Raw genomic sequence first — 21,047 nt, forward strand, 5'->3', positions numbered from 1 at the left:
CGCGGAGGCAAGACGAGGCTCTTGTTGCGCTCAGAACGCCATTGCGATGGGAAGTGCTTCAAGGCGATGGGAAGTGCTTCAAGGCGACGGGGCCTGGCGAGACTATCTAGGTCCGCTATTTTTGCCCTTGCCGCAAACAATCGTTTGCAACAAACCGGATCGACCGAATCAGGGGCATAGCTAGACGCGCGTATCTGGACGCATGTCTCGAGGCACGCATATGCAAACTCGCCTCTCTCCGGCCGTCCCAAGTCCGTAGTGCCCAAGTGTGGCAGCTCAACGAGCAACTCACGGAGTCGCAGCTTCGGGCCCGGCTGGTTCGCGGAACGGTTCTACCGGGATGCGACCGTACCGCACCTCCAGCACGGTCAGGGTTTCCGTGCCGCCCGGCGCATGAAGCACCACGTCATCCCCTTCCGCGGACTTCATCAAGGCGCGCCCCAGCGGCGAAGCCCAACTAATCTGGTTGCGGTCGAGATCGACTTCGTCTGTGCCGACAATGCTTGCCGTGCGCTCTTGCCCCGCGGCATTCGCATAGCGCACCGTGGCTCCAAAGAATGCCCTCACTGCTCGCTGGCCCGTTCTCGGCGCTTCCGGATCTACGAGTTCCGCGGCTTCGATCCGCTTGGTCAAGAAGCGGATTCGCCCATCGATCTGGCGCAGTCTTCGCTTGCCGTACTGGTAGTCGGCATTCTCACTGCGGTCACCATTGCCGGCAGCCCATGCCACCACCTCGACCACGGCAGGGCGATCCTTGGTGAGCAAAAAGTGGCGCTCATCCTTCAGGCGCTCGAGCCCGCCCGGGGTGATGTAGTTCGTGCCGTGATTCGCTGCGGGTTCCTCGGCCTTTGGTCGTCTTGTAAACCCTTTTCGCATCCTGCAGCCCTCTCCTTGCGCGACGGAGCTATCAGCCTCTCCCGATCCTAGTATGGACGCGCTTGGAAGCAGTCCATGCCAACTTGCGGCTGCAAATGCAGGCACAGGCAGCACCGGGGAGAGGTCGAGCCCGGTCCGCGCCTGCGGCACGCAACTCCCTCCCGGAGCGCCTGCCGAAACCGGCGCAGCGCCAGCCTGGTTCGCGCCGCTCACCTGTTGACTTCCTCAGCCCTTCCCCTGGAGTCGGGTCTGCAACAGCGACTCCAGCCGGCGCGGCGCAAGTAGACTGGACGAGATGGTTTACGGCGACAACCCGGATCGCTTGGTCTCTGCCGCGCGGGCAGAAGACGAGAGCTCTTTTGAACTCAAGCTGCGCCCCCGGCTCCTTCGCGAGTTCATCGGCCAGTCCAAGGCGAAGCTGCAGCTTGAAATTGCGCTCGCAGCAGCCCGCGCCCGCGGCGAAGCGCTCGACCACGTGCTGCTCCATGGGCCGCCGGGCCTTGGCAAAACCACCCTTGCTTCCATCCTGGCCAACGAGCTCGATGTGGGCTTCCAGCAGACCTCCGGGCCCGCGCTCCAGATCCAGGGCGACCTCACCGCCATCCTCACCAATGTGCGCGAGCGACAGGTGCTGTTTCTGGACGAGATCCACCGCCTCCAGCCGGTGCTCGAGGAAAAGCTCTACACCGCGCTGGAGGACTACAAGCTCGACATCATCATCGGCCAGGGGCCCGGCGCGCGCACCCATGTCATGGACATCAAGCCCTTTACCTTTGTGGGTGCCACCACGAGGCCCGGTCTGCTGTCCTCCCCGTTGCGCTCCCGCTTCGGCATCCTGCTGCGGCTGGAGTACTACACCGATGACGAACTGCGCTTTGTGGTCGAGCGCTCCGCCGAAGTGCTCGGCGTGCCGATCGACGCCGACGGAGCCGCCGAGATCGCCATGCGCTCGCGTGGCACGCCGCGTATCGCAAACCGCTTGCTGCGCCGCGTGCGCGATTACGCCCAGGTGCGTGGCACAGGCACCATCGACCGCCCTACCGCCATGCACGCGCTGGAAATGCTCGAGGTCGATGCCCACGGCTTCGATGAACTCGACCGGCGCCTGCTGCTCACCATCATCGAAAAGTACGCGGGCGGCCCGGTCGGCCTGAACACGCTGGCTGCCAGCCTTTCGGAGGAGCAGGACGCGCTCGAAGAGATCTACGAGCCGTTCCTGATCCAGATCGGCTTTCTGGACCGCACCCCGCGTGGGCGCATGGCGACGCGCCTCGCCTACGAACATTTCGGACTCGTGCCACCCGTCAAGCAAGCCGGGCTTTTCTAAAGGAGCCGCAGACTCTTGCGATTGCATTTCGGCGGGGGGACCAGCATCGGCGAACGTGCGCGACTGCTCACAGGGCCCGACCGGAGATTGCGCACGAACAGGTACATGAGAGCGACAGCGGCCGGATTGCGAGACAGTGTGCGCCGCCTGGTCGAACCGCTTGTTTGTCGCCCCGGCGAGTGTCTCTCCAACGCGCTCCTCGCCTAAAACTGCGTCGGCGCAATCCACTGCACAGTTCCTAAGCTGCTTGTGCCATGCGACGCGGACACGTCTGCAACAGCGGTAGCGCGTGCCTGACCACATCTCTACACGGCCGGTCCGGTGGCATGCGAGTCGTCGATCCACTCCGCGCAAGGGCGCTCTACTCTCCGGAGATGCTTTACGATCAGCGCACCTTCGAGCCCGCAGTTAGCGCGCTAGGGCGTCACCGGCATTGCAAGCACCGCAGCCAGCGCCCCGTGCCCAAGTTCCGACGCCTCTTCATCGCTCTTCGCGCCGCAACTCTCCCCGCCATCGCCCGGTGCAGGCAGGCATGAGCGCTGCCCATTGCTTGCGCGAACCGACGCCTCTCCACACAGGGCCGCCTGCTTCAGGTATTCCGTGGTGACAGCCACTGCCATCGGCCGCGAGAAGTAGTAGCCCTGCATCGCGTTGCAGCCCAGCCGCTCCAGCAGGCGCTGCTGCTCCGCCGTTTCCACCCCTTCTGCCACAACCGACATCCCCAGCAGGTGCGCGATGCGGATGATCGTCTCCACGACCCGATAGCCGGTTGAACCCTCCCGCATTCTGCTCACAAACATGCGGTCAATCTTGAGCACGTCGAACCGCAGCTCTTCCAGGCGGCCCAGCGAGGAGTAGCCGGTGCCGAAATCATCGAGCGACACCTGGATCCCGCGATGCTGCAGCGCACGCATCTGCTCTTCCACCAGTCGCGGGCTGACCGCGAAGGCGGTCTCCGTGATCTCGAAGCAGAGCCACGTGCTCCGGATGCCGTGGCGAAGCACCGCCGCATCCAGGTCCCGCAGGAAAGAAGGATGCTCAAGCTGCCGCGGCGACAGGTTGACCGCCACCTTGCCGAATGGGATCGACTCGCTCTGCCATGCTGCAATCTGCGCGCACACCTGCTCCAGCGCGATCTGCCCCAGCGCCACGATGTGCCCGGTTCGTTCGGCGCTTGGGATGAAGTCCATCGGCGGGACCATCCCGCGCGTGGGACTGTTCCATCGCATCAACGCTTCCACTCCATCCACGTTGCCCGCGGCATCGACCAGCGGCTGGTAGTGCATCTCGAACTCGTGGTTGACCATGGCGCTTTCGAGCGCCTGTTGCTCCTCGACGCCCTGTTCATCTTCAGGAGTGGTGGACGACTTGTAAAAGGCGTACCCGCGACGCCCCTGCCGCTTCACCGCGTACATCGCGCTGTCGGCCTTGTGCAACAGTTCCTCTTCGCTGCTGCCGTCTTTGGGAAACTGCGAGATGCCTATGCTCGCGCCAAGCTGCACCGCAGTCCCGGCAATCTCAATCGGCAGCATCAGGGCGGTGATCAGCTCCTGGGCCATGGCCACCAGCGTTGCTTCTTCCGCCACACCCGGCAGCACGGCCACAAACTCATCCCCACCAATGCGTGCGAGCAGTGCCTGCGGGACCAGGCTGTCGCGGAGCCGCTCGGAAGCCCCGACCAGCAATTGGTCGCCCGCAGCATGGCCCAGCGTGTCATTCACTTCCTTGAACCGGTCCAGGTCGATGTACAGGATCGAAAACGGCTGCGGCTCTCCCTCCTGCGGGTTCAGCCGCCGTTCCACTTCCATCTGAAACCGCAGCCGGTTGGGCAGTTGAGTCAGCGAGTCAGTGTACGCCTGGTGAAGCAGCGTCCCCTGTTCCACCTGCTGACGCGCGATCACCGTCATCTTGCGCACGCGGCTTAAACACGAACCGATCAGGAACACATCGCAGAAAACAATCCAGCCCGTGTGCTCCAGCCACCGGTATGGCGCCATGTGGTGGTGCATCCCGAACAAGGTGCAGGGTGCATACATGTTTCGCAGCACGTGATCTAGAAACGCCACCAGCGATCCGGTCAGCAGCACCATCCAGTCCAGGTAAAACGCCAGGAAAGCAAGCGAGCCGAAGATATGGAAGTGTGTCTCGATGCGCCCACCGGTCAGAAAGATCAGCAGCGATGAGTACAGCAGTTGACATACGGCGATCACGTGGCGGGACAGTCTCGTTCCCGGGTACTTCCACGCCAGCAGGATTGCCGCCAGCGAGATCGCCCCGCCGCCAAGGACTGCAATCTCCAGCGCCTGCGCCGGCGCAACCTGCGCGCCCATCCAGGTGCGCGGCGTCACCCAGACCGCGATCACAATGCCGAACAGCCACTGCGCCGCCATCAGTAAGGCAAAAGCGCGATCCGTTCGGCGGGAGATAGCGAAATCAAACTCGCGCATCACCCGTTGCACCGCCTCGTCTTTGGCGTGCGCTGCGGCTTCGCGGATGGGAAGCGCGCTGCTGCCCCCGCTGTCCACAGGCTTGCCTTCAGCATCCTCTTCCGGCGGTCTCGCCTTTGCTGGTCTCGGCGAAATGCGCTCGAAAAGTCGCCGGGAAAACCTGCCGATCCCCCGATCAAAAACAAGCTCTTCCTGGGGCTCAGCCACAAACCCCGGGCTGCCGGGCCCTGCGGTGTTCCTGCTCCTGGGCGTGGCTGCGGTTTTCTTCAGGCTCAGCCGCATACGCACACCATCCGCCGCCGCGGCAGTGTCCGCGCACCGCTGGTCCCCACCCCGGTACCTGCGCCGGCCTGTGGCACAGGCCCTGGGCATCGTTGCCACTGCTCTGAAAGAAATACCGGCTTCATCCTCGCGCTCCTTGCCTGCGACCTTATCGGCTTCAGCAGGGTGCGGGGACAGGTTTGCCTGCTTACCGCCGTACCGCAAGGTTCATTTTGGGAGCGCTTTCGAATCGGAACAGCCCCGCCGCCTGGAATCTGCCTATTGCCGACTCCGCCTGCCGTCTCTTTATGAGTGGACAAGCCAATGTTTATGCGGTACTTATCGCTCGGCGCTCCGGTGGGCCGATGCTATCCTTCAGAAAAGAGGAGATAACTGGCTGAGCCCGGGCGCGCTTGCCTGCCTCACCCGTACATACCTATGGCTATTATTGAGGCACCAACCCCAGTTGCGACGACTCTGCAATACGACGTAAAGGACCTTTCGCTTGCCGCGGAAGGCAGAAGGCGAATCGAGTGGGCCGGTGCTTCCATGCCCGTGCTCGCACTCATCCGCGAAGAGTTCAAGAAGACGCAGCCCCTCAAGGGTGTGCGCGTCGCGGCCTGCCTCCACGTCACCACCGAAACGGCCAACCTGATGCTCGCGCTCAAGGACGGCGGCGCCGACATCGCTCTTTGCGCCTCCAACCCCCTGTCGACCCAGGACGAAACGGCTGCCGCCCTCGTCGCTGAGTACGGCATCTCCACGTTTGCCATCAACGGGATCGACAGCGAAGGCTACTATCGCCACCTGCAGGCCGCGCTTGACCACAAGCCCAACTTCACCATGGACGACGGTTGCGACCTCGTGACCCTGCTGCACACCAAGCGCCAGGATGCCCTGGCCGACGTGATTGCCGGCACCGAGGAAACCACCACGGGCGTCATCCGCCTGCGCGCCATGGCCAAGGACGGCGTGCTGCGCTACCCGGTCGTCGCCGTCAACGACGCGCTGACCAAGCACATGTTCGACAACCGTTACGGCACCGGCCAGTCCACGCTCGACGGCGTGATCCGCTGCACCAACGCGCTGATCGCCGGTTCGCGCTTCGTGGTGCTCGGCTACGGCTGGTGCGGTCGCGGTCTCGCGATGCGTGCCCGCGGCATGGGCGCCGAGGTCATCGTGACCGAGATTGATCCGACCAAGGCGCTTGAAGCCGTGATGGACGGCTACCGCGTCCTGCCGATGGAAGAAGCCGCCAAGGTAGGTGACATCTTCGTGACGCTGACCGGCAACAAGAGCGTGATCCGCAAGGAGCACTTCGAGGTCATGAAGCACGGGGCGCTGGTCGCCAACTCCGGCCACTTCAACGTCGAGATTGATATCCCCGCGCTTGAGTCGCTCGCCACCAGCCGTCGTACCCCGCGCCAGTTTGTGGAAGAGTTCACCCTGCAGGACGGCCGCACCATCCGCCTGCTCGGCGAAGGCCGCCTGATCAACCTGACCGCCGCTGAAGGGCACCCCGCCAGCGTGATGGACATGAGCTTTGCCAACCAGGCGCTTGCCGCCGAGTACCTGATGGCCGAGTACAAGAACCTCCCCAAGGATGTCTTCCCCGTGCCCGAGAACCTCGACAAGCGCGTTGCCAAGCTCAAGCTGGCGGCGATGAAGGTCGACATCGACACGCTGACACCCGAGCAGGAAGCCTACCTGTCCGGCTGGTCCGAAGGCACCTAAGCTGTTGCTGCTCCAATGCAAAGAAAGCCCGGCGCATGCCGGGCTTCTTGCGTCGCAGATCTTTTTGCGGGTCCGGCCCGCTCTCAGCATCTGACTCCCTGTACCCACACCTTCACATGATCCTGATCTTCCCCAAGGTCTGCGCCATTGTGCTGCTCAGCGTCGCGCTCCGTTGCGAGGCGCAGGCAACTGTCTCGACCGGCACCAGCGCTGGCGTCGAGCCGGCGCCGCACGCCTACCCTTCCGACACCATCCAGCCCATCCCTGTCGTCCGGCCGCTGGCCAGCGCGCTTGCCTCGCGCAAGCGCAGCTATACCCTGGCTGTCCCTGGCACCGGCGCATGGGTGGACGCCGGCTTCGCGGTTTCCCCGGACGACCATCTCGCCTTCAGCGCCACCGGCAGCCTCACGCTTGCGGACCAGCGCCGCACCGGCCCGGTCGGCGCTGCCAGGGGCTGGAAAGACCTGCTGCGCGGGTTCCCTCTGGCCGAGGCCAACACCGGCGCATTGATCGGCACGATCGGCAACTCCGAAGCCGCTGTGCCCTTCGCCATCGGCGAGTCGCTGAGCGAAGACGCACCCGCGAGCGGCGAGCTCTTCCTGGCCGCCAATGTCAGCGACACGCTGGCCGGCACCGGCCGCTACACCGTCACGCTCAACTTGTCGAAGACGGTAGCCGTGGCGCCAGCCGCGCCGCCGTTTGACCTCCGGCAGGCCAGCCTGCCCGCGCTCTTTGCCGCGATCCCGCGCAGGGTCGCCGACGCCAGCAATGACCCGGGCGATGTGGTGAACTTTGCGCTGCTCGGCACCGAGGCGCAGGTGAAAAAGGCCTTCACCGCTGCAGGCTGGGTGGAGGTCGACAAGACCACTGACGCCGCCGTGGTCCACGGATTGATCGCGACCCTCTCGAAAAAGGCCTACCTCGAGATGCCCATGAGCACCCTGTACCTGTTTGGCCGCCCGCAGGACCTCAGCTACGCACGCGGCGATCCGCTGGCTGTCGCCCTGGTCCGGCATCACCTGCGCCTTTGGAACAGCGGCGAGGCCGTCGCCGGGCGCACTCTTTGGGTCGGTTCTGCCACCCACGACAATGGACTCGAGCGGGATCAGCGTGACAACGGCATTACGCATCACATTGACCCGCAGATCGACCAGGAGCGGGACTTCATCAAGGACAGCTTCACTGCTGCCGGCGCCCTGGACGCGGGTGCCTACGTCACCCCTGCCGATGCGGTGCATCAAGGCGCGACCGCCACGGGCGGCAGCTTCCGAACGGACGGCCGCGTTGTGGTTCTGGTACTGCGATAGAAGCAGGAGCCGATTTTTTCATGCTGCCCAAAACAGCCGGCAAACGTATTCCGCGGCGAGCAACGTCCCAGCATCAGCGGGCGGGTATGCAGCAGGAGGATCGGGGACTATCCCGCTGCCGCAACACCAGGGCCAACTCCGCCGTCTCCGCTCTCCGGAGTGACGGGGGCTAAACGTTTGCTTTGTTCGCTGCACGCACCGATCGACGCACGGCCCGGCGCGCTTCACCCACACAGGCGGCACCCGGTACAAGCAAGTCCGTACGAAGAAGGATCAACACAATGGCTGTACAGCAACAAGTCTTCACCTCAACCGCTCGCGTAGGCCGCCCCTTGCGGCGATGGCCCACGGCTCTCACCACTCCGGCTGCCGCGCAGCGCTGGGGCCTAGGCGAGACAATCATTCTTGTGCTCTGGTGCGCCTGCGTGGCCTTCGGTGTCGTGCAGCACGTGCCCTGGTCCGACGAAGCCCAGGCCTGGATGCTGGCCGGAGGCGTGAGCTGGAAGACCCTGTTCGTGCACAGCCTGCATTACGAAGGCACCGGCGGACTCTGGCATGCGTTTCTGAAAGTGCTGCAGTTCCTGCATGTATCGTTCGACGGCATGCGCTGGATCGTTGCCGCCATCCAGGCCGCCGCGGTCGCCGTGCTCCTGCGCTTTGCGCCGTTCCCGCGCCTGGTGCGCTGGCTGCTGCCGTTCACGTTCTTCCTGCTCTACCAGGACGCGGTGGTGGCGCGCTCCTACTGCCTGTTTGCCATCCTCGCTTTTCCGGCAGCCGCGCTGCTGCGCAGTGCCCGCCCGCGCCCGCTGCTGCTGGTGCTCCTGCTTGGCCCCATGGCCAACCTCTCGGTACACGCCGCCCTGGTCTCGGGCGGCATGGCGCTGGCAGCCCTGTTCCACTGGCGCGGCCGCCTGCTGCGCAGCATCCCGGCGGTCGCCTTGCTGCTGGTGTTCTGGGCGGGCGCTATCGCCACCATGCTGCCTGCCGCCGACATCGATTACGCAGCCGGCAACAACATCCAGCGCTCCATCGCCAAGATCGAGCACCAGGTCGGCATCCACAAAACCGGGCCCGCGTCGCTGGTGCACCAGCCCATGGCCAACCTGCCCATGGGGCCCGTGCCCGTGCATGAGCGCCACGGCATCCACAGCTTTCTTAACAAGCTCATCCACACTCTTGCCGTGATTACCTACCCGTTGTCGGTGTACCGCCCGCTGGCCCTGCTGCTGGTGCTGCTGGTGATCCTGCAGGCAGCAACAGGGCGCCGCGCACCCAACGCCGCGCCGCTGGCGGTCCACGGCGCCGCTACCTTCCCCGGCGGCCCACTCGGCATCGCCGGCCTAATGCCCTACCTGCTTATGGTGGTCGTGTTCACCTCGCTCTACCTGGCGCCCCGGCACGCGGGCATGGTGCTGACCGGCTTTGTCACGACCCTGTGGCTGACCTGGCCGCGCGCCACTGAAGCGTTTGCAGGCACCGCACGTCGACCTGGTTTCTCGCTCCTGCTGGAGCGCACCACCACTGTGCTGCTGGTGCTCACCTGTGCCGTGCAGATCACCTGGAGCTTTCACGCGTTGCGCAGCGAACACAAGTCTCCGTACTCCCCGGGCAAGCTCACGGCCGACTATCTAAAGTCCCGGGGGGTGGGCGCCGCCGGCTCCGGCCTTCCCATCGCCGGCTTCTACTACAACAGCATCAGTCCGCTGCTCTACTTCGATCACAACATCTACTTCAACCAGCCGCCGCACCGCTACTGGTACTGGAGCACCATGATGCGCACCTACGGCACCGTGCAGGAGGCGCTGGCAAAGCACCCGGCCTTCATCATCATGGGCGGTTTCGAGAATGGGCACGACGCCGAGATCACCCGGGACTGGCAGCCGGTCACCCCGCCCGCTCCCGGCATCACGCTCAATGACTGGTTCTCCATCACCGGCTACTTCGAGCAGAACGGCTACCACGCCACGCACGTTTTCTGCGGGCGATCCTGGATGCGCTCCACCTATGCCGAGCTGCTGTGCGACACCGTGCTCGAACCTGCAAAGGCCAATCTGCAACCGTCGGACGCGTCTTCGGTAACCCCGTAGTAGGCTCGCTGAGGGGCGCTGTGCATCTCAGCACACGCCTCAAGGTTTCCCCAGACGTTTCCAGGAGAATTGACCTCACCCCATGTCTCTCACCGATCTCCTTCTAGGCAAGCCGCTCGCCACATCCGAGGAACACTCAGAACAGATCGGCGCTTCCTCGGGCGTCGCGATTTTTGGGCTGGACGGACTCTCCTCCGCGGCATACGGACCGGAAGCAGCACTGACCCTGCTCCTGCCCCTCGGCTTCGCCGGCATTGAGCACATCGTTCCCATCACTGCCGCCATCATCGGGCTGCTGCTCATCGTCTTCGTCTCCTACCGGCAGACCATCGATGCCTATCCCAACGGCGGCGGCTCCTATACCGTTGCAACCGAGAATCTGGGCGTGTCCGCCGGTCTGCTTGCTGCCGCGGCTCTCATGATCGACTACGTACTGACCGCGGCTGTCGGTATCTCCGCCGGCGTCGGCGCGCTGATCTCCGCCGTGCCCACGCTGCAGCCGCATACCCTCTCCCTGTGCCTGGGCATCCTGGCCGTGCTCACCCTGATCAACCTGCGTGGCGTGCGCGACACCGGCCTGATCATCCTGGTCCCGACCTACCTGTTCATCGGCAGCCTTCTGCTGCTCATCGGCCTCGGCCTCTTCCACACCATCGTTGCCGGTGGCCACCCCCATGCCGTGATCCATCCGCCCAAACTCCCCGGCGCGACCGAGGCATTGTCGTTCTGGCTGCTGCTCAAGGTCTTCTCGAGTGGCTGTACCGCCATGACCGGGGTCGAAGCCGTGTCCAACGGCGCCAACGCCTTCCGCGAGCCGCGCGCCCCTACCGCGAAAAAGACGCTGACCGTGATCATCGCGACGCTGGTCGCCCTGCTCGCCGGCATCGCCTTTCTCTGCCGCGCATACAACGTCGGCGCCACCGATCCCAACTCCCCGCACTACCAGAGCGTGCTGTCCGAACTGCTGCAGGCTGTGACCGGGCGCGGCATCTTCTACTGGGTTGCGATGAGCTCCATCCTGCTGGTGCTCGCGCTTTCTGCCAACACGGCCTTCGCCGGTTTCCCGCGCGTGTTGCGCGTCATCGCCCTCAACGGCTACCTGCCGCGTGTGTTTACCCTGCGCGGCCGCCGCCTGCTCTACTCGTGGGGCGTGTACCTGCTGGTCCTGCTCACCGCGATGCTGCTGCTGATCTTCCGCGGTGTCACCGACCGTCTGATCCCGCTCTACGCCATCGGCGCCTTCCTTGCCTTCACCCTCTCGCAGGCCGGCATGGTGGAGCACTGGCGCAAGAACCCCGGCAAGGGTTCCCGCTTCAAGATGCTCGTCAACGGCATCGGTGCATTCGCCACCGGCATCACCACCTTGGTCGTGCTGGTCACCAAGTTCGTCAGCGGCGCCTGGGTCACCGCGCTGCTGATTCCACTGCTCATCATGGTCATGGTGATGGTGCACCACCACTACGAACGCGTGCGCCGTGAAATCTCCACCGACGCACCACTCGACACCACGGGCCTGCTCGAACCCTTCGTGATCGTCCCCATCGATCGCTGGAGCCGCATCTCCGAGAAGGCGCTTCGGCTGGCCATGGTTATGTCCAGCGAGGTGCAGGCCGTCCACGTCATGGCCGAGGAAGACGGGCAGCAGGTCACCATCTGCGACGAATGGGAACAGATGGTCGTCACCCCCCTGCGCGCCGCCAACCGCCCCGTGCCGGAACTCGTCACCCTCTCCTCGCCTTTCCGCTTCGTGCTCCTGCCCATGGTTAAACACGTGCTTGAGCAGGAAAAACGCTACGCGGATCGCCACATCGCCGTGCTTGTTCCCGAGCTGGTGGTCAAACACTGGTACGAAAACCTGCTCCACAACCAGCGCGGCAACCTGCTCAAACTCCTGTTGCTGGTGCGCGGCAACCAGCGCATCTTCGTGATCAACATCCCCTGGTACCTCTAAACCGCCTGCGCGGCTCGCGGTCCCTTCGGGACATGTACTCGCTCAGAACAAGGGCCTCAAGCTTTCTGGAAAAATCATCCAGAAAGCTTGAGGCCTTTGCGTTTCAGGTACACCCGCCACGAAGTGGCCGCATCCCGCGTAGGCGCTCTTGCTATTTAGGATTCGCCGGCAGCTTCGAGGTATTCCACCCGCCGCCGAGCGAGCTCACCAGTTGCACACTCGCCACAAACCGGCGCGTGGTGATGTCCTCCGAGGTGCGCTGGTTGGCAAGCTGTGCCTGTTGCGAGGTCAGCACCTCCAGGTACGTGGTGACGCCTCCCTTGTAGCGGTTGGTGCTGAGCCGCAGCGAGTTCGTGGCGGAGCGCACGGCGTTCGCAGCCGAACCCTCTTCCTGCTGCAGCACCCGCAGCGCTGCCAGGTTGTCCTCGACCTCCTGGAAGCTGTTGAGCACAGTCAGCCGGTAGTTCGCCACGGTCGACGAGTAGTTGGCCCGCGCCTGGTCTGTGACTGCGCGCCGTCGCCCCCCATCGAAGATCGTCTCAATCGCCGACGCGCCGACCGACCAGAGCTCGCTCGGCCCCTGGATCCAGGTGCCCGGCTCGCCGCTTTCAAAGCCGCCGCCGCCGGTCAGTGAGATGTTCGGGTAGTACGCCGCGATCGCGACGCCGATCTGCTCGTTCGCGGCCTGCGCGCGCCGTTCGGCAGCGGCCACGTCCGGCCGCCTCTCCAGCAGCTCGGAAGGCACGCCCGTGGGGATATCCGGGATGTTGGTGTTCTGCGGCATCGGCGGCAGCGAGAAGGCCGACGCCGAGATCCCCAGGAGGGTGGCGATGGCGTGCTGGTACTGTGCGCGCGCAATCGCTACATCGATGGTCTGCGTTTGCGTGGTGGCCAGCTGGGTCTGCGCCAGCGCCACATCCGCCTCGGTCGAAACACCTCCGCGGAAGCGCTTCTGCGTCAGCTCCAGGTAAGCCTGGAAGGTCGAAAGCGTGGTGTCCAGCAACTGCTGCTGGGCGTCCAGCCCACGCAACTGGTAGTAGTCCACTGCCAGCTCCGTGCGCACCGAGAGCTCCACGTTGGCCTGGTCCGCAGCCAGCGCCTGCGCGTTGGCCCGGGCGTTCTCGACCTCGCGGCGCACCTGCCCCCAGAAGTCCGGCTGCCAGCTCGCGCTGCCGCTCAGCGCAAAGTCGTTGTACTGGCTGGGCGTCAGGTTGCTCACGTAGTTTGGCCGGTTGTACGAGAGCCGCTCCCGCTGGATCGTCGGTCCTAGTGAGAGGGTGGGATAGAAGCTGGCCTTGGCCTGGCGCACCGCGGCGGCGGCGGCCGTGTAGTTGGCCAGCGCTGCCTGCACCTGCAGGTTGGCGCCGGTGAGCCGGGTTTCCAGATCCGTCAGCGTAGGGTCGCCGAACTGCAGCCACCACTCTCCACGCGCCAGCGCATCCGCCGGCACCGCGGGCTTCCAGGTGCCGGGCGGCGGTGGCAGCTCCTTGTATGTCAGCGCCGGTGGCGCAGACGGCGGCTTCACATAGTTGGGCCCGACCTTGCAGCCGGAAAGCGCCATCGCGCCTACCAGCAGCGCTGCGGTCCAGGGCAGGGAAGCGCGCCGTGCAGAATCAGCACTGGCGCCACGCCCGCCGGGGCGGGAGGTTGGTTCCAGATCCACATCCACCACTACTTGCCCCCCGCGCCGCTGCTCTGCTTGGAGGCAGCCGTGTTCGCCTGACTGCCTGTCTGCTGCGAGCCCGTGCTTTGTTGCGCACCCTCGGCCGTGTTGGCGCCGCCGGCTGGTCCGCCGCTTGCCCCATCCTTAGTCGGCTGCACAATCTGCACTGCCTCCCCATCGAAGATGGAGTCCGGCGGGTTCTGCACCACCTGCGAGTCCGCCGTGATGCCGCTTACCACCTGCACCACACGTCCATCATCCTGCCCGACCGTGATCGGTACCAGCTTAGCCTTGCCGTTTTCCACCACCGCTACCTGCAGCCCCTGCGCGCGGAAGATCATCGCCGGTACCGGCACCACCAGGCTCTTTACGCCGATGTTGAGGTGCATCGAAACCTGTGCATACGCTCCCGGCATCAGCCGGCCGTCACGGTTGTCCACATCTACTTCGACCAGCAGCGTACGGGTGTTCGGGTCAATCGCGCTTGCGGTCCGCACAATGTGCCCTGTAAACGTCCTGCCCGGGTACTCGGCCAGCAACAGCTGTGCCGGCGTGCCGCGCTTCGCTCCCAGAGAGTCCACCTGCGGGATCGACACGTACACGCGCAGCGTCGAAACCTGCGACACCTCGAACAGCTCCTGGTTGGTTGCGGCGCCTGCGTTGATCAACTGGCCCACGTCAACAGAACGCGAGGTCACCACGCCGTCAAACGGCGCATACACCCGCTCGAACCCGACCAGCTGCTGCAAACGGTCCACGTTGGCCTGCGCGCTCTGCACCTGGGTGTTGGTCGAGAGCTGCGACGTCGTGAAGTTGTCGGTGTCCTGCTGCGACACGGCATCCTGCGTCAGCAGCGACTGGTAGCGCTTGGCCTGGATCGTGGCATTGCGTGCATTGGCCTCCGCGGTGGCCAGGTCGGCTTTCGCCTGCTTCAACTGCTGGTCCACCTCCGGGCTTTCAATCACGGCCAGCAGCGCGCCCTTGCGCACGTGCGCGCCGATATCCGCGTACCAGTGCGTCAGGTAGCCCGAGGTGCGCGCGTAGATCGGCGACGAGATATACGCCTGCAGCGCGCCGGGCAGCAGCAGCGTGTCCTCCGGCTTGCCCTGGATTGGCTTGGCGACCAGCACCGAGGGCGCGGCCGTGGCATCGGTCTGGCTGGTCAGCCGCTTCTGCGCCCGTACCCGCGGAATGATCCCCAGGCCGGCCAGCACCACCGCCAGCACCAGTCCGCCTACGATCAGCACCAGCGCCTTGCCGGTGGACAGGGGCTCGCGGCGCTGTACCTCGCCTTCCTGGTGAGGATGCTCCGCACCCTTGTGCTTCTGGTCCTGCCCGTTCTGGCCGTCCTGCTGTGCCTCGGCGTTGCGGTTCGTTCTTTGCTGGTCACTGCTCATGCGGTTGCATTCTCCCGGCCATTTCCGTGGCCCTGTTGCTCCGAAGCCCTGTCCTGCTTTTCCTGCTCATGCCGCTTTTTCTGGTCTTCCTTCTGCTGCCGCTCAGCCCGCTTCCGCTCCAGCCGCGTGTGCACCACGCTGAAGAACGTCGGGATAAAGAACAGCGTCGAGGTCGTCGCAAACAGCAGTCCGCCGATCACCGCGCGGCCCAGCGGCGCATTCTCTTCGCCGCCATCGCCGAGACCCAGCGACATCGGCAGCATGCCGATCATCATCGCCAGCGCCGTCATGATCACCGGCCGGAACCGTGTGAACCCCGCCGCAATCGCCGACTCGGTCGCCTCGCCCGGGTGCTGCTCCAGGTGTTCCCTGGCAAACGACACCACCAGGATGGAGTTCGACGTCGCGACGCCCATGCACATAATCGCGCCCGTCAGCGCCGGCACGCTGATGTGCGTACCCGTCAGGAACAGGAACCACACGATGCCAGACAGCGCTGCCGGCAGGCCCGAGATGATAATGAACGGGTCAAGCCAGCTCTGGAAGTTCACTACGATCAGCGCGTAGACCAGCACGATCGAGAACGCCAGCCCGAGGTACAGGCCGGTGAACGAAGTGTGCATCGTCTGCACCTGCCCGCGCACCACCAGCCGCGAGCCATGCGGCAGCTCGTTCTTCATACCCGCGATGATCTGTTCCATGTGCTTATCCACGCTGGACAGATCGCTGTTCACCACGTTGCCGTAGATATCGATCGCTGGCGAGATGTTGTAGTGCGAGACCGTACCCATCTCCTCGCCCTGCGTAAACGTCGCCACGTTGCCCAGGATCTGCAGCGGCCGTGGTCCCGTCACCGAGCTCTGCGGCATGATCGCCGCCAGCGACGAGGGTGAAGGCCCCGTGTACCCGGCAGCCCCAGCCACCGCCGTGCTCGCTCCCGAGGTCGCATTGCCCGTCGCCGCCAGCGGAATGTTGGAAAGATCGTTCAGCGTGTCGAGGTTGTACTGCGGCGACTGCACCGCGATGTTGTACGAAACATTGTTCTTCGGATCCAGGAAGAACGTCGGTGAAGTCTGGAACGATCCGCTGGTCGCCGACAGAATGCTCTGCGCCACGTCCTGCTGGGACAGTCCAAGCTGCTGGCTCTTGGTCCGGTCCACGTCCACGTACATGCGCGGATTGTTGAACGGCTGCTGGATACGCAGGTCGGCCGTGCCGGGCACGTAGCGGATTCGGTCCAGCAGCTTCACCGCGAACGCGCGGTTGCCCACTAGGTTCGGCCCCGAGATCTGGATGTCGATCGGCGCCGGCAGGCCGAAGTTCAGGATCTGCGTGATCATGTCCGATGGCAGCTCGTAAAAGATCGTGCCCGGGAACCGCTGCGCCAGGATGCCGCGTAGCTTCTGCACATACAGCTCGCTCGGGTGATGCTTCTCGTTCAACGACACCTGGATATCCGCGTCTGCGGGGCCGATCGGCGCCGAGTTCGAGTACGTCAGGTTGATGCCGGAGTAGGGAAGCCCGATGTTGTCGATGATCGTCGTCAGCTCGCTCGCCGGGATCACCTCGCGGATCGTCTTATCCACCTGGTCGATCAGCCGCGCCGTCTCTTCGATCCGGGTGCCGGTGCGCGCACGCACATGCAGCGTGAACCTCCCTGCATCAACCGACGGGAAGAAGTCCTGCCCCAGGAACGGGAACAGCAGCACCGCCGAGCCAATGGTGAACCCGAAGAACAGCAGCGTAAAGATCAAAGGCCGCGCAATGCACAACTCCAGCACCGTCTGATAGCCGTTGCGCACCTTTTCAAACTGCCGCTCAAACCCAAGCTGGAACCGGATCAGCGGGTTGCGGCTTTCATGCTTCGCCCGCGCTGTCTCTTCGTCATGCTCCTTCAGCATGTACATCGCCATGGTCGGCACCACGGTACGCGAGAGCAGGTACGAGGCCAGCATGGCGAACACCACGGCTTCGGCCAGCGGCACAAACAGGTACTTGGCCACGCCCGACAGGAAGAACATCGGCACAAACACGATGCAGATCGAGATCGTCGCAACAAGTGCCGGCACGGCAATCTGCGAAGCCGCGTCCAGAATGCCCTGCTCAATTGCCTTGCCTTCTTCAAGGTTGCGGTTGATGTTCTCGATCTCCACCGTCGCGTCATCCACCAGGATGCCAACCGCGAGCGCGAGCCCGCCCAGCGTCATGATGTTGATCGTCTCGCCCAGCGCCGCGAGCACCAGCAGCGAGGTGATGATCGACAGCGGGATCGACACCGCGATGATGATCGTCGAGCGGAACGAGCCCAGGAACAGCAGGATCATGATCGCGGTCAGGCAGGCGGCGATCAGCGCCTCACGTACTACGCCCGAGATCGAGGCCTTCACGAACACTGACTGGTCGGCCAGCGGCGTGATCTTGAGCTGCGGCGGCAGCTGCGCCAGCAGCCCCGGCAGCTTGGAGCGGATGCCCGCCACGATGTCCAGCGTGGACGCGTCGCCCGTCTTGATCACCGAAAGCAGCGAAGCCCTTTGCCCATCCACGCGCACGATGTTGGTCTGTGGCGGGAAGCCGTCGCGCACGTGCGCCACGTCGTGCATGTAGACCATGTTGCCGTTGACCGAGCGGATCGGCAGGTTGTTCAGCCCCTCGATCGTCGACGGCGCCGAGTTGGTCTCCACCTGGTACTCGAACTGGTTCACCTTGAACGTGCCCGATGGCAGGATCAGGTTCTGCGAGGCCACCGTCGACACCACGTCGGTCGGCGCCAGCCCCTTGGACTGCAGCGCCTGCAGGTTCAGGTCCACCTGCACCTGCCGCTGCTTGCCGCCATACGGGTAGGGAATACCCGCGCCCGCCACCGTCACGAGCTGCGTCCGGATGAAGTTCAACCCGAAATCGTTCAGCTGCTGCTCGCTCAATCCCTGTCCCGACAGGCCGAGCTGGATGATAGGCACGCTCGAGGCCGAGTACTGCAGGATCAGCGGCGGCGTGGTGCCGGCCGGCAACTGCCGCAGCTGCGTTTGTGCAATCGCCGTCACCTGCGCGTTGGCGTCGGCGATGTTCACATTGGGCTGAAAGAAGATCTTGATGATGCCGATCCCGTTCAGCGACTGCGATTCCACGTGCTCGATGTCGTTGACAGTGGTCGTCAGCGTGCGCTCAGATAGCAGCACGATCCGGCTCGACATCTGCTCGGGCGACAGGCCCGTGTACTGCCAGATCATCGCGATAACCGGGATATTGATGTTCGGGAAGATATCGGTCGGCGTTTCCACGATCGCGACGGGACCGAGGATCAGCAGCAGCAAAGCCAGCACGGCAAAGGTATAAGGCCGTCGCAGCGCGAGGCGAACAATCCACATAAAAGGCGGCGTCTCCGTGCAGGACCGAGCGTCAGTGCGCTGCGTTCAGCCTGCGTTCACACATCCACACAACTTGAAATAGGCAGGCACATGCACCAGTGCGTCCCGACGAGGTCCCCGGGTGCCCGCAAAAGGCAGAGCGCATGGCGCGGCCAGTAACAAGCTTTTCCCTGCGCCAGCCGCGGCATGCGGCGGAGCGGCCCCAACACATAGTGTTAGTAGACGCTGATTTCAGGCGAAAGGACCCGCTGTTTCTCCCCGGCTGTCATGCTTTCCGTTGCGCAGGTAACAATCGATGACGGTTTCGAGGCAGCGTGGCGCCGCTGCGGCACTCCAAAGCGGCCGCCAGACGCCCCTCAAGCGACCCCGCAAGCGAGCCATGAACCAGCAACATTCACGGGGCAGACGCGACGAACGCGCCCACGCCCCTGGCGCTGCGCCTACATATTCAGGTTCTTGAACAGAAACCCCGGGACGCTCTTCACCATAAACATGACCACCCGCCAGAAGCCCGGCAGGTACACCGTGTCCCTGCGGTTTTCCACCGCGCGCACAATGCCCGCGCCGATCGCCCGCGGCTCCGCGAACAACGGGCCACGCGGCAGGTGTGCCGTCATTGGCGTCGCCACAAACCCCGGCTTGATCAGCAGCACCTGCACCCCGGTCCGGTCGATGCGGTTGCGCAGCCCATCCACCAGCACGTTCAGCGCCGCCTTGGACGCCCCGTACACATAGTTACTCTGCCGCCCGCGATCCCCCGCTACCGACGAGATCACCGCCAGGCACCCACGGCTGTGCCCCTCGAAGTAGTTCGCCAGCCACGTGATCAGCGAGGCAGGCGACAGAAAGTTGGTCCGGTACACCGCCTCGGCCAGCCGCGGATCCATCTCCGCCGCCCGCTGGTTGCCCAGTACGCCGTAGGCCACCAGCGCCATGTCGATCATGCCCAGCGCAAACGCCGCCGACGACAGCATCTCCGCATGCGCTTCCGTGTTGTCCAGGTCCATTGCGTACGAGGTCACGGCCCTAGCTCCGCGCGTGCGCAGGTCGTTCGCCACCGCGTCCAGCTTGTACGGGTCGCGCGCCACCAGGAAGAAGCTCACTTCCCCGGCGCCGCCTTTTTCAAGCAGCCGCCGCGCGGTCGCCTGCGCAATGGCCGAAGTCGCTCCCAGGATCACAATGCGTTTCGGGTCGATCACCGGTTGCTTAGCCACGTCCCGTCACCCTCTGCCAGAAGCCCGAATCGAATGCCGGGTCCACGTACGCGCCAAACTGCTCCCACTGCGGAAAGAACGCCCGGAAGTGCTCGCCCGACATCCGCGCGTCCTTGGCCGGGTACATCCGCCCGCCATGCTCGAAGGTGATCGCCGCCAGCCTGTCCAGCAGGTCAAATGACACCTCTGCGCGCACGGGGAAGTCCAGCGCCAGCGTCAGCCCGGGCCTCGGGAACGACATCACCCCTGGCGACGGCACATCGCCAAACACCTTCAGCACCGCCAGGAACGACGCCATCCCCGACTGCGTGATCGCCTTCATGATCTGCGTAATCCCGTGCTGGTCCGTGTCCCAAGGCAGCACGCACTGGAACTGCAGGAGTCCCGCCTTGCCGTACATCCGGTTCCAATGGCCGATCTTGTCCAGCGGGTAAAAGAACGGCTCGTAGTCCACCACCGAGTGCACCGTCTTGTGCCGCTGCTTGTTGTAATACGCCGTGTTGAACAGCCCGATCGTGGCCTTGTTCAGCAGGAATCCAGGCAGGTCCACCGGCAGCGCGACGCTCGGCTCGCCGCCGTTCGGGGACCGGCGCAGCGGGTGGGCCGCGGTCGTCTCGATCCCCGCATGCGCGCCCTGCATGAAAATGCCGCGCGCAAAGTTCTTGCCGGTCGACACGCAGTCGATCCACGCCACCGTGTATTCCACCTCGGCCGCCGCCCGCGACAGCTCCAGGAACTCCGCAAACCCCACGAACTTGTCGCCCCGGTACTGGATCCCGCGCGACACGATCGGCCGCAAACGCACCTCGGCCCACGAGATCAACCCCGTCAGGCCCAGCCCGCCGATCGTCATCTGGAACCATTCCCGGTTCTCGCGTCCCGAGCACAGAATGCGCGAGCCATCCGAGCGCACGAGCTCGAACCGCAGCACGTGCGAGCCGAACGTCCCGGCGATGTGGTGGTTCTTGCCGTGAATATCATTCGCAATCGCGCCGCCCACCGTCACGAACTTGGTGCCCGGCGTCACCGGCAGAAAGAAACCAAGCGGCACCGCAAAGTCCAGGATCTCGGCCAGCGTTACCCCTGCTTCGCAGCGCAGCAGCCCCGTCGCCGGGTCAAAGTGCAGAAAGCGATCCATGCCACGCGTCTGCAGCAGCGTGCCGTCTTCGAGCAGGCACACGTCCCCGTAGGACCTGCCCGCGCCCACCGGCAGCATCGGGCCATCCCGGCGGTGCGCCGGGGGAAAGTCCGAGATCCAGGAAAGCGTGCGCAGCTCGGTCTGCAGCCTCGGGTAGCGACCCCACGACTCGAACGCGGCCTTGGCACGCTTTTTCGGCCCATCGGCCGCCCGGGTGGACGGCAGCGGCTCGCTGGACTGCTGGGGCTCAGAGGAGGGTTCTGCCATGGTGGTCTGTCCT

At 64.6% G+C, this 21,047-nt stretch carries 12 protein-coding genes; 5 read left to right on the top strand and 7 right to left on the bottom strand.

Features of this window, described 5'->3' with window-relative positions:
- Nucleotides 1-288: 288 nt before the first annotated feature.
- On the bottom strand, nt 289-876 hold the full coding sequence (gene greB, locus D1Y84_RS09070) for a transcription elongation factor GreB (RefSeq protein ID WP_124848225.1): 588 nt from the start codon (nt 874-876) through the stop codon (nt 289-291).
- A gap of 295 nt (nt 877-1,171) precedes the next feature.
- On the opposite strand from greB, the gene ruvB reads away from it, so the two are divergent.
- Complete coding sequence (gene ruvB, locus D1Y84_RS09075) at nt 1,172-2,203, top strand: Holliday junction branch migration DNA helicase RuvB (RefSeq protein WP_124848226.1); 1,032 nt, start codon at nt 1,172-1,174, stop codon at nt 2,201-2,203.
- A 416-nt stretch (nt 2,204-2,619) separates the two neighbouring features.
- On the opposite strand, the gene D1Y84_RS09080 is transcribed toward ruvB, so the two are convergent.
- On the bottom strand, nt 2,620-4,728 hold the full coding sequence (locus D1Y84_RS09080; RefSeq protein WP_158615403.1) for a bifunctional diguanylate cyclase/phosphodiesterase: 2,109 nt from the start codon (nt 4,726-4,728) through the stop codon (nt 2,620-2,622).
- Nucleotides 4,729-5,349: 621 nt separating this feature from the next.
- Here D1Y84_RS09080 and ahcY point away from each other — a divergent pair.
- From ahcY to D1Y84_RS09100, 4 genes are all read left to right on the top strand, one after another.
- Entirely contained in the window at nt 5,350-6,645 is a 1,296-nt protein-coding gene (gene ahcY, locus D1Y84_RS09085; RefSeq protein WP_199726381.1) for an adenosylhomocysteinase, read from the top strand.
- Nucleotides 6,646-6,761: 116 nt separating this feature from the next.
- Nucleotides 6,762-7,952 (top strand): LssY C-terminal domain-containing protein, encoded by a 1,191-nt coding sequence (locus D1Y84_RS09090; RefSeq protein ID WP_158615404.1) that lies wholly within the window; start codon nt 6,762-6,764, stop codon nt 7,950-7,952.
- 281 nt (nt 7,953-8,233) lie between these two features.
- On the top strand, nt 8,234-10,039 hold the full coding sequence (locus tag D1Y84_RS09095; protein ID WP_124848229.1) for a hypothetical protein: 1,806 nt from the start codon (nt 8,234-8,236) through the stop codon (nt 10,037-10,039).
- An 82-nt stretch (nt 10,040-10,121) separates the two neighbouring features.
- On the top strand, nt 10,122-11,990 hold the full coding sequence (locus D1Y84_RS09100; protein WP_124848230.1) for an APC family permease: 1,869 nt from the start codon (nt 10,122-10,124) through the stop codon (nt 11,988-11,990).
- A gap of 151 nt (nt 11,991-12,141) precedes the next feature.
- Here the strand turns inward: D1Y84_RS09100 and D1Y84_RS09105 are convergent, their stop codons facing one another.
- The 5 genes from D1Y84_RS09105 to D1Y84_RS09125 all read right to left on the bottom strand — a co-directional run bounded on the left by D1Y84_RS09105 (nt 12,142) and on the right by D1Y84_RS09125 (nt 21,034).
- Nucleotides 12,142-13,653, bottom strand: a complete 1,512-nt coding sequence (locus D1Y84_RS09105; protein WP_233581300.1) for an efflux transporter outer membrane subunit — start codon at nt 13,651-13,653, stop codon at nt 12,142-12,144.
- An 8-nt stretch (nt 13,654-13,661) separates the two neighbouring features.
- Complete coding sequence (locus D1Y84_RS09110) at nt 13,662-15,050, bottom strand: efflux RND transporter periplasmic adaptor subunit (protein WP_124848231.1); 1,389 nt, start codon at nt 15,048-15,050, stop codon at nt 13,662-13,664.
- The gene (locus D1Y84_RS09115; RefSeq protein ID WP_124848232.1) at nt 15,047-18,415 is read right to left on the bottom strand and encodes an efflux RND transporter permease subunit; all 3,369 of its coding nucleotides are present in this window, start codon (nt 18,413-18,415) and stop codon (nt 15,047-15,049) included. The genes D1Y84_RS09110 and D1Y84_RS09115 overlap by 4 nt, the downstream gene beginning before the upstream one ends.
- A gap of 440 nt (nt 18,416-18,855) precedes the next feature.
- Nucleotides 18,856-19,629 (bottom strand): SDR family oxidoreductase, encoded by a 774-nt coding sequence (locus D1Y84_RS09120; protein ID WP_124848233.1) that lies wholly within the window; start codon nt 19,627-19,629, stop codon nt 18,856-18,858.
- Nucleotides 19,622-21,034, bottom strand: a complete 1,413-nt coding sequence (locus tag D1Y84_RS09125) for an FAD-binding oxidoreductase (protein ID WP_124848234.1) — start codon at nt 21,032-21,034, stop codon at nt 19,622-19,624. The genes D1Y84_RS09120 and D1Y84_RS09125 overlap by 8 nt, the downstream gene beginning before the upstream one ends.
- Between the last annotated feature and the right edge of the window lie 13 nt (nt 21,035-21,047).

It is taken from the genome of Acidipila sp. EB88 (assembly GCF_003858395.1).
Lineage (GTDB): Bacteria > Acidobacteriota > Terriglobia > Terriglobales > Acidobacteriaceae > EB88.

Excerpts from the sequence above, each read along its gene's own strand:
- greB (WP_124848225.1), bottom strand. The coding sequence starts at position 876 with ATGCGAAAAGGGTTTACAAGACGACCAAAGGCCGAGGAACCCGCAGCG.
- ruvB (WP_124848226.1), top strand. The coding sequence starts at position 1,172 with ATGGTTTACGGCGACAACCCGGATCGCTTGGTCTCTGCCGCGCGGGCA.
- ahcY (WP_199726381.1), top strand. The coding sequence starts at position 5,350 with ATGGCTATTATTGAGGCACCAACCCCAGTTGCGACGACTCTGCAATAC.
- D1Y84_RS09090 (WP_158615404.1), top strand. The coding sequence starts at position 6,762 with ATGATCCTGATCTTCCCCAAGGTCTGCGCCATTGTGCTGCTCAGCGTC.
- D1Y84_RS09095 (WP_124848229.1), top strand. The coding sequence starts at position 8,234 with ATGGCTGTACAGCAACAAGTCTTCACCTCAACCGCTCGCGTAGGCCGC.
- D1Y84_RS09100 (WP_124848230.1), top strand. The coding sequence starts at position 10,122 with ATGTCTCTCACCGATCTCCTTCTAGGCAAGCCGCTCGCCACATCCGAG.
- D1Y84_RS09110 (WP_124848231.1), bottom strand. The coding sequence starts at position 15,050 with ATGAGCAGTGACCAGCAAAGAACGAACCGCAACGCCGAGGCACAGCAG.
- D1Y84_RS09115 (WP_124848232.1), bottom strand. The coding sequence starts at position 18,415 with ATGTGGATTGTTCGCCTCGCGCTGCGACGGCCTTATACCTTTGCCGTG.
- D1Y84_RS09125 (WP_124848234.1), bottom strand. The coding sequence starts at position 21,034 with ATGGCAGAACCCTCCTCTGAGCCCCAGCAGTCCAGCGAGCCGCTGCCG.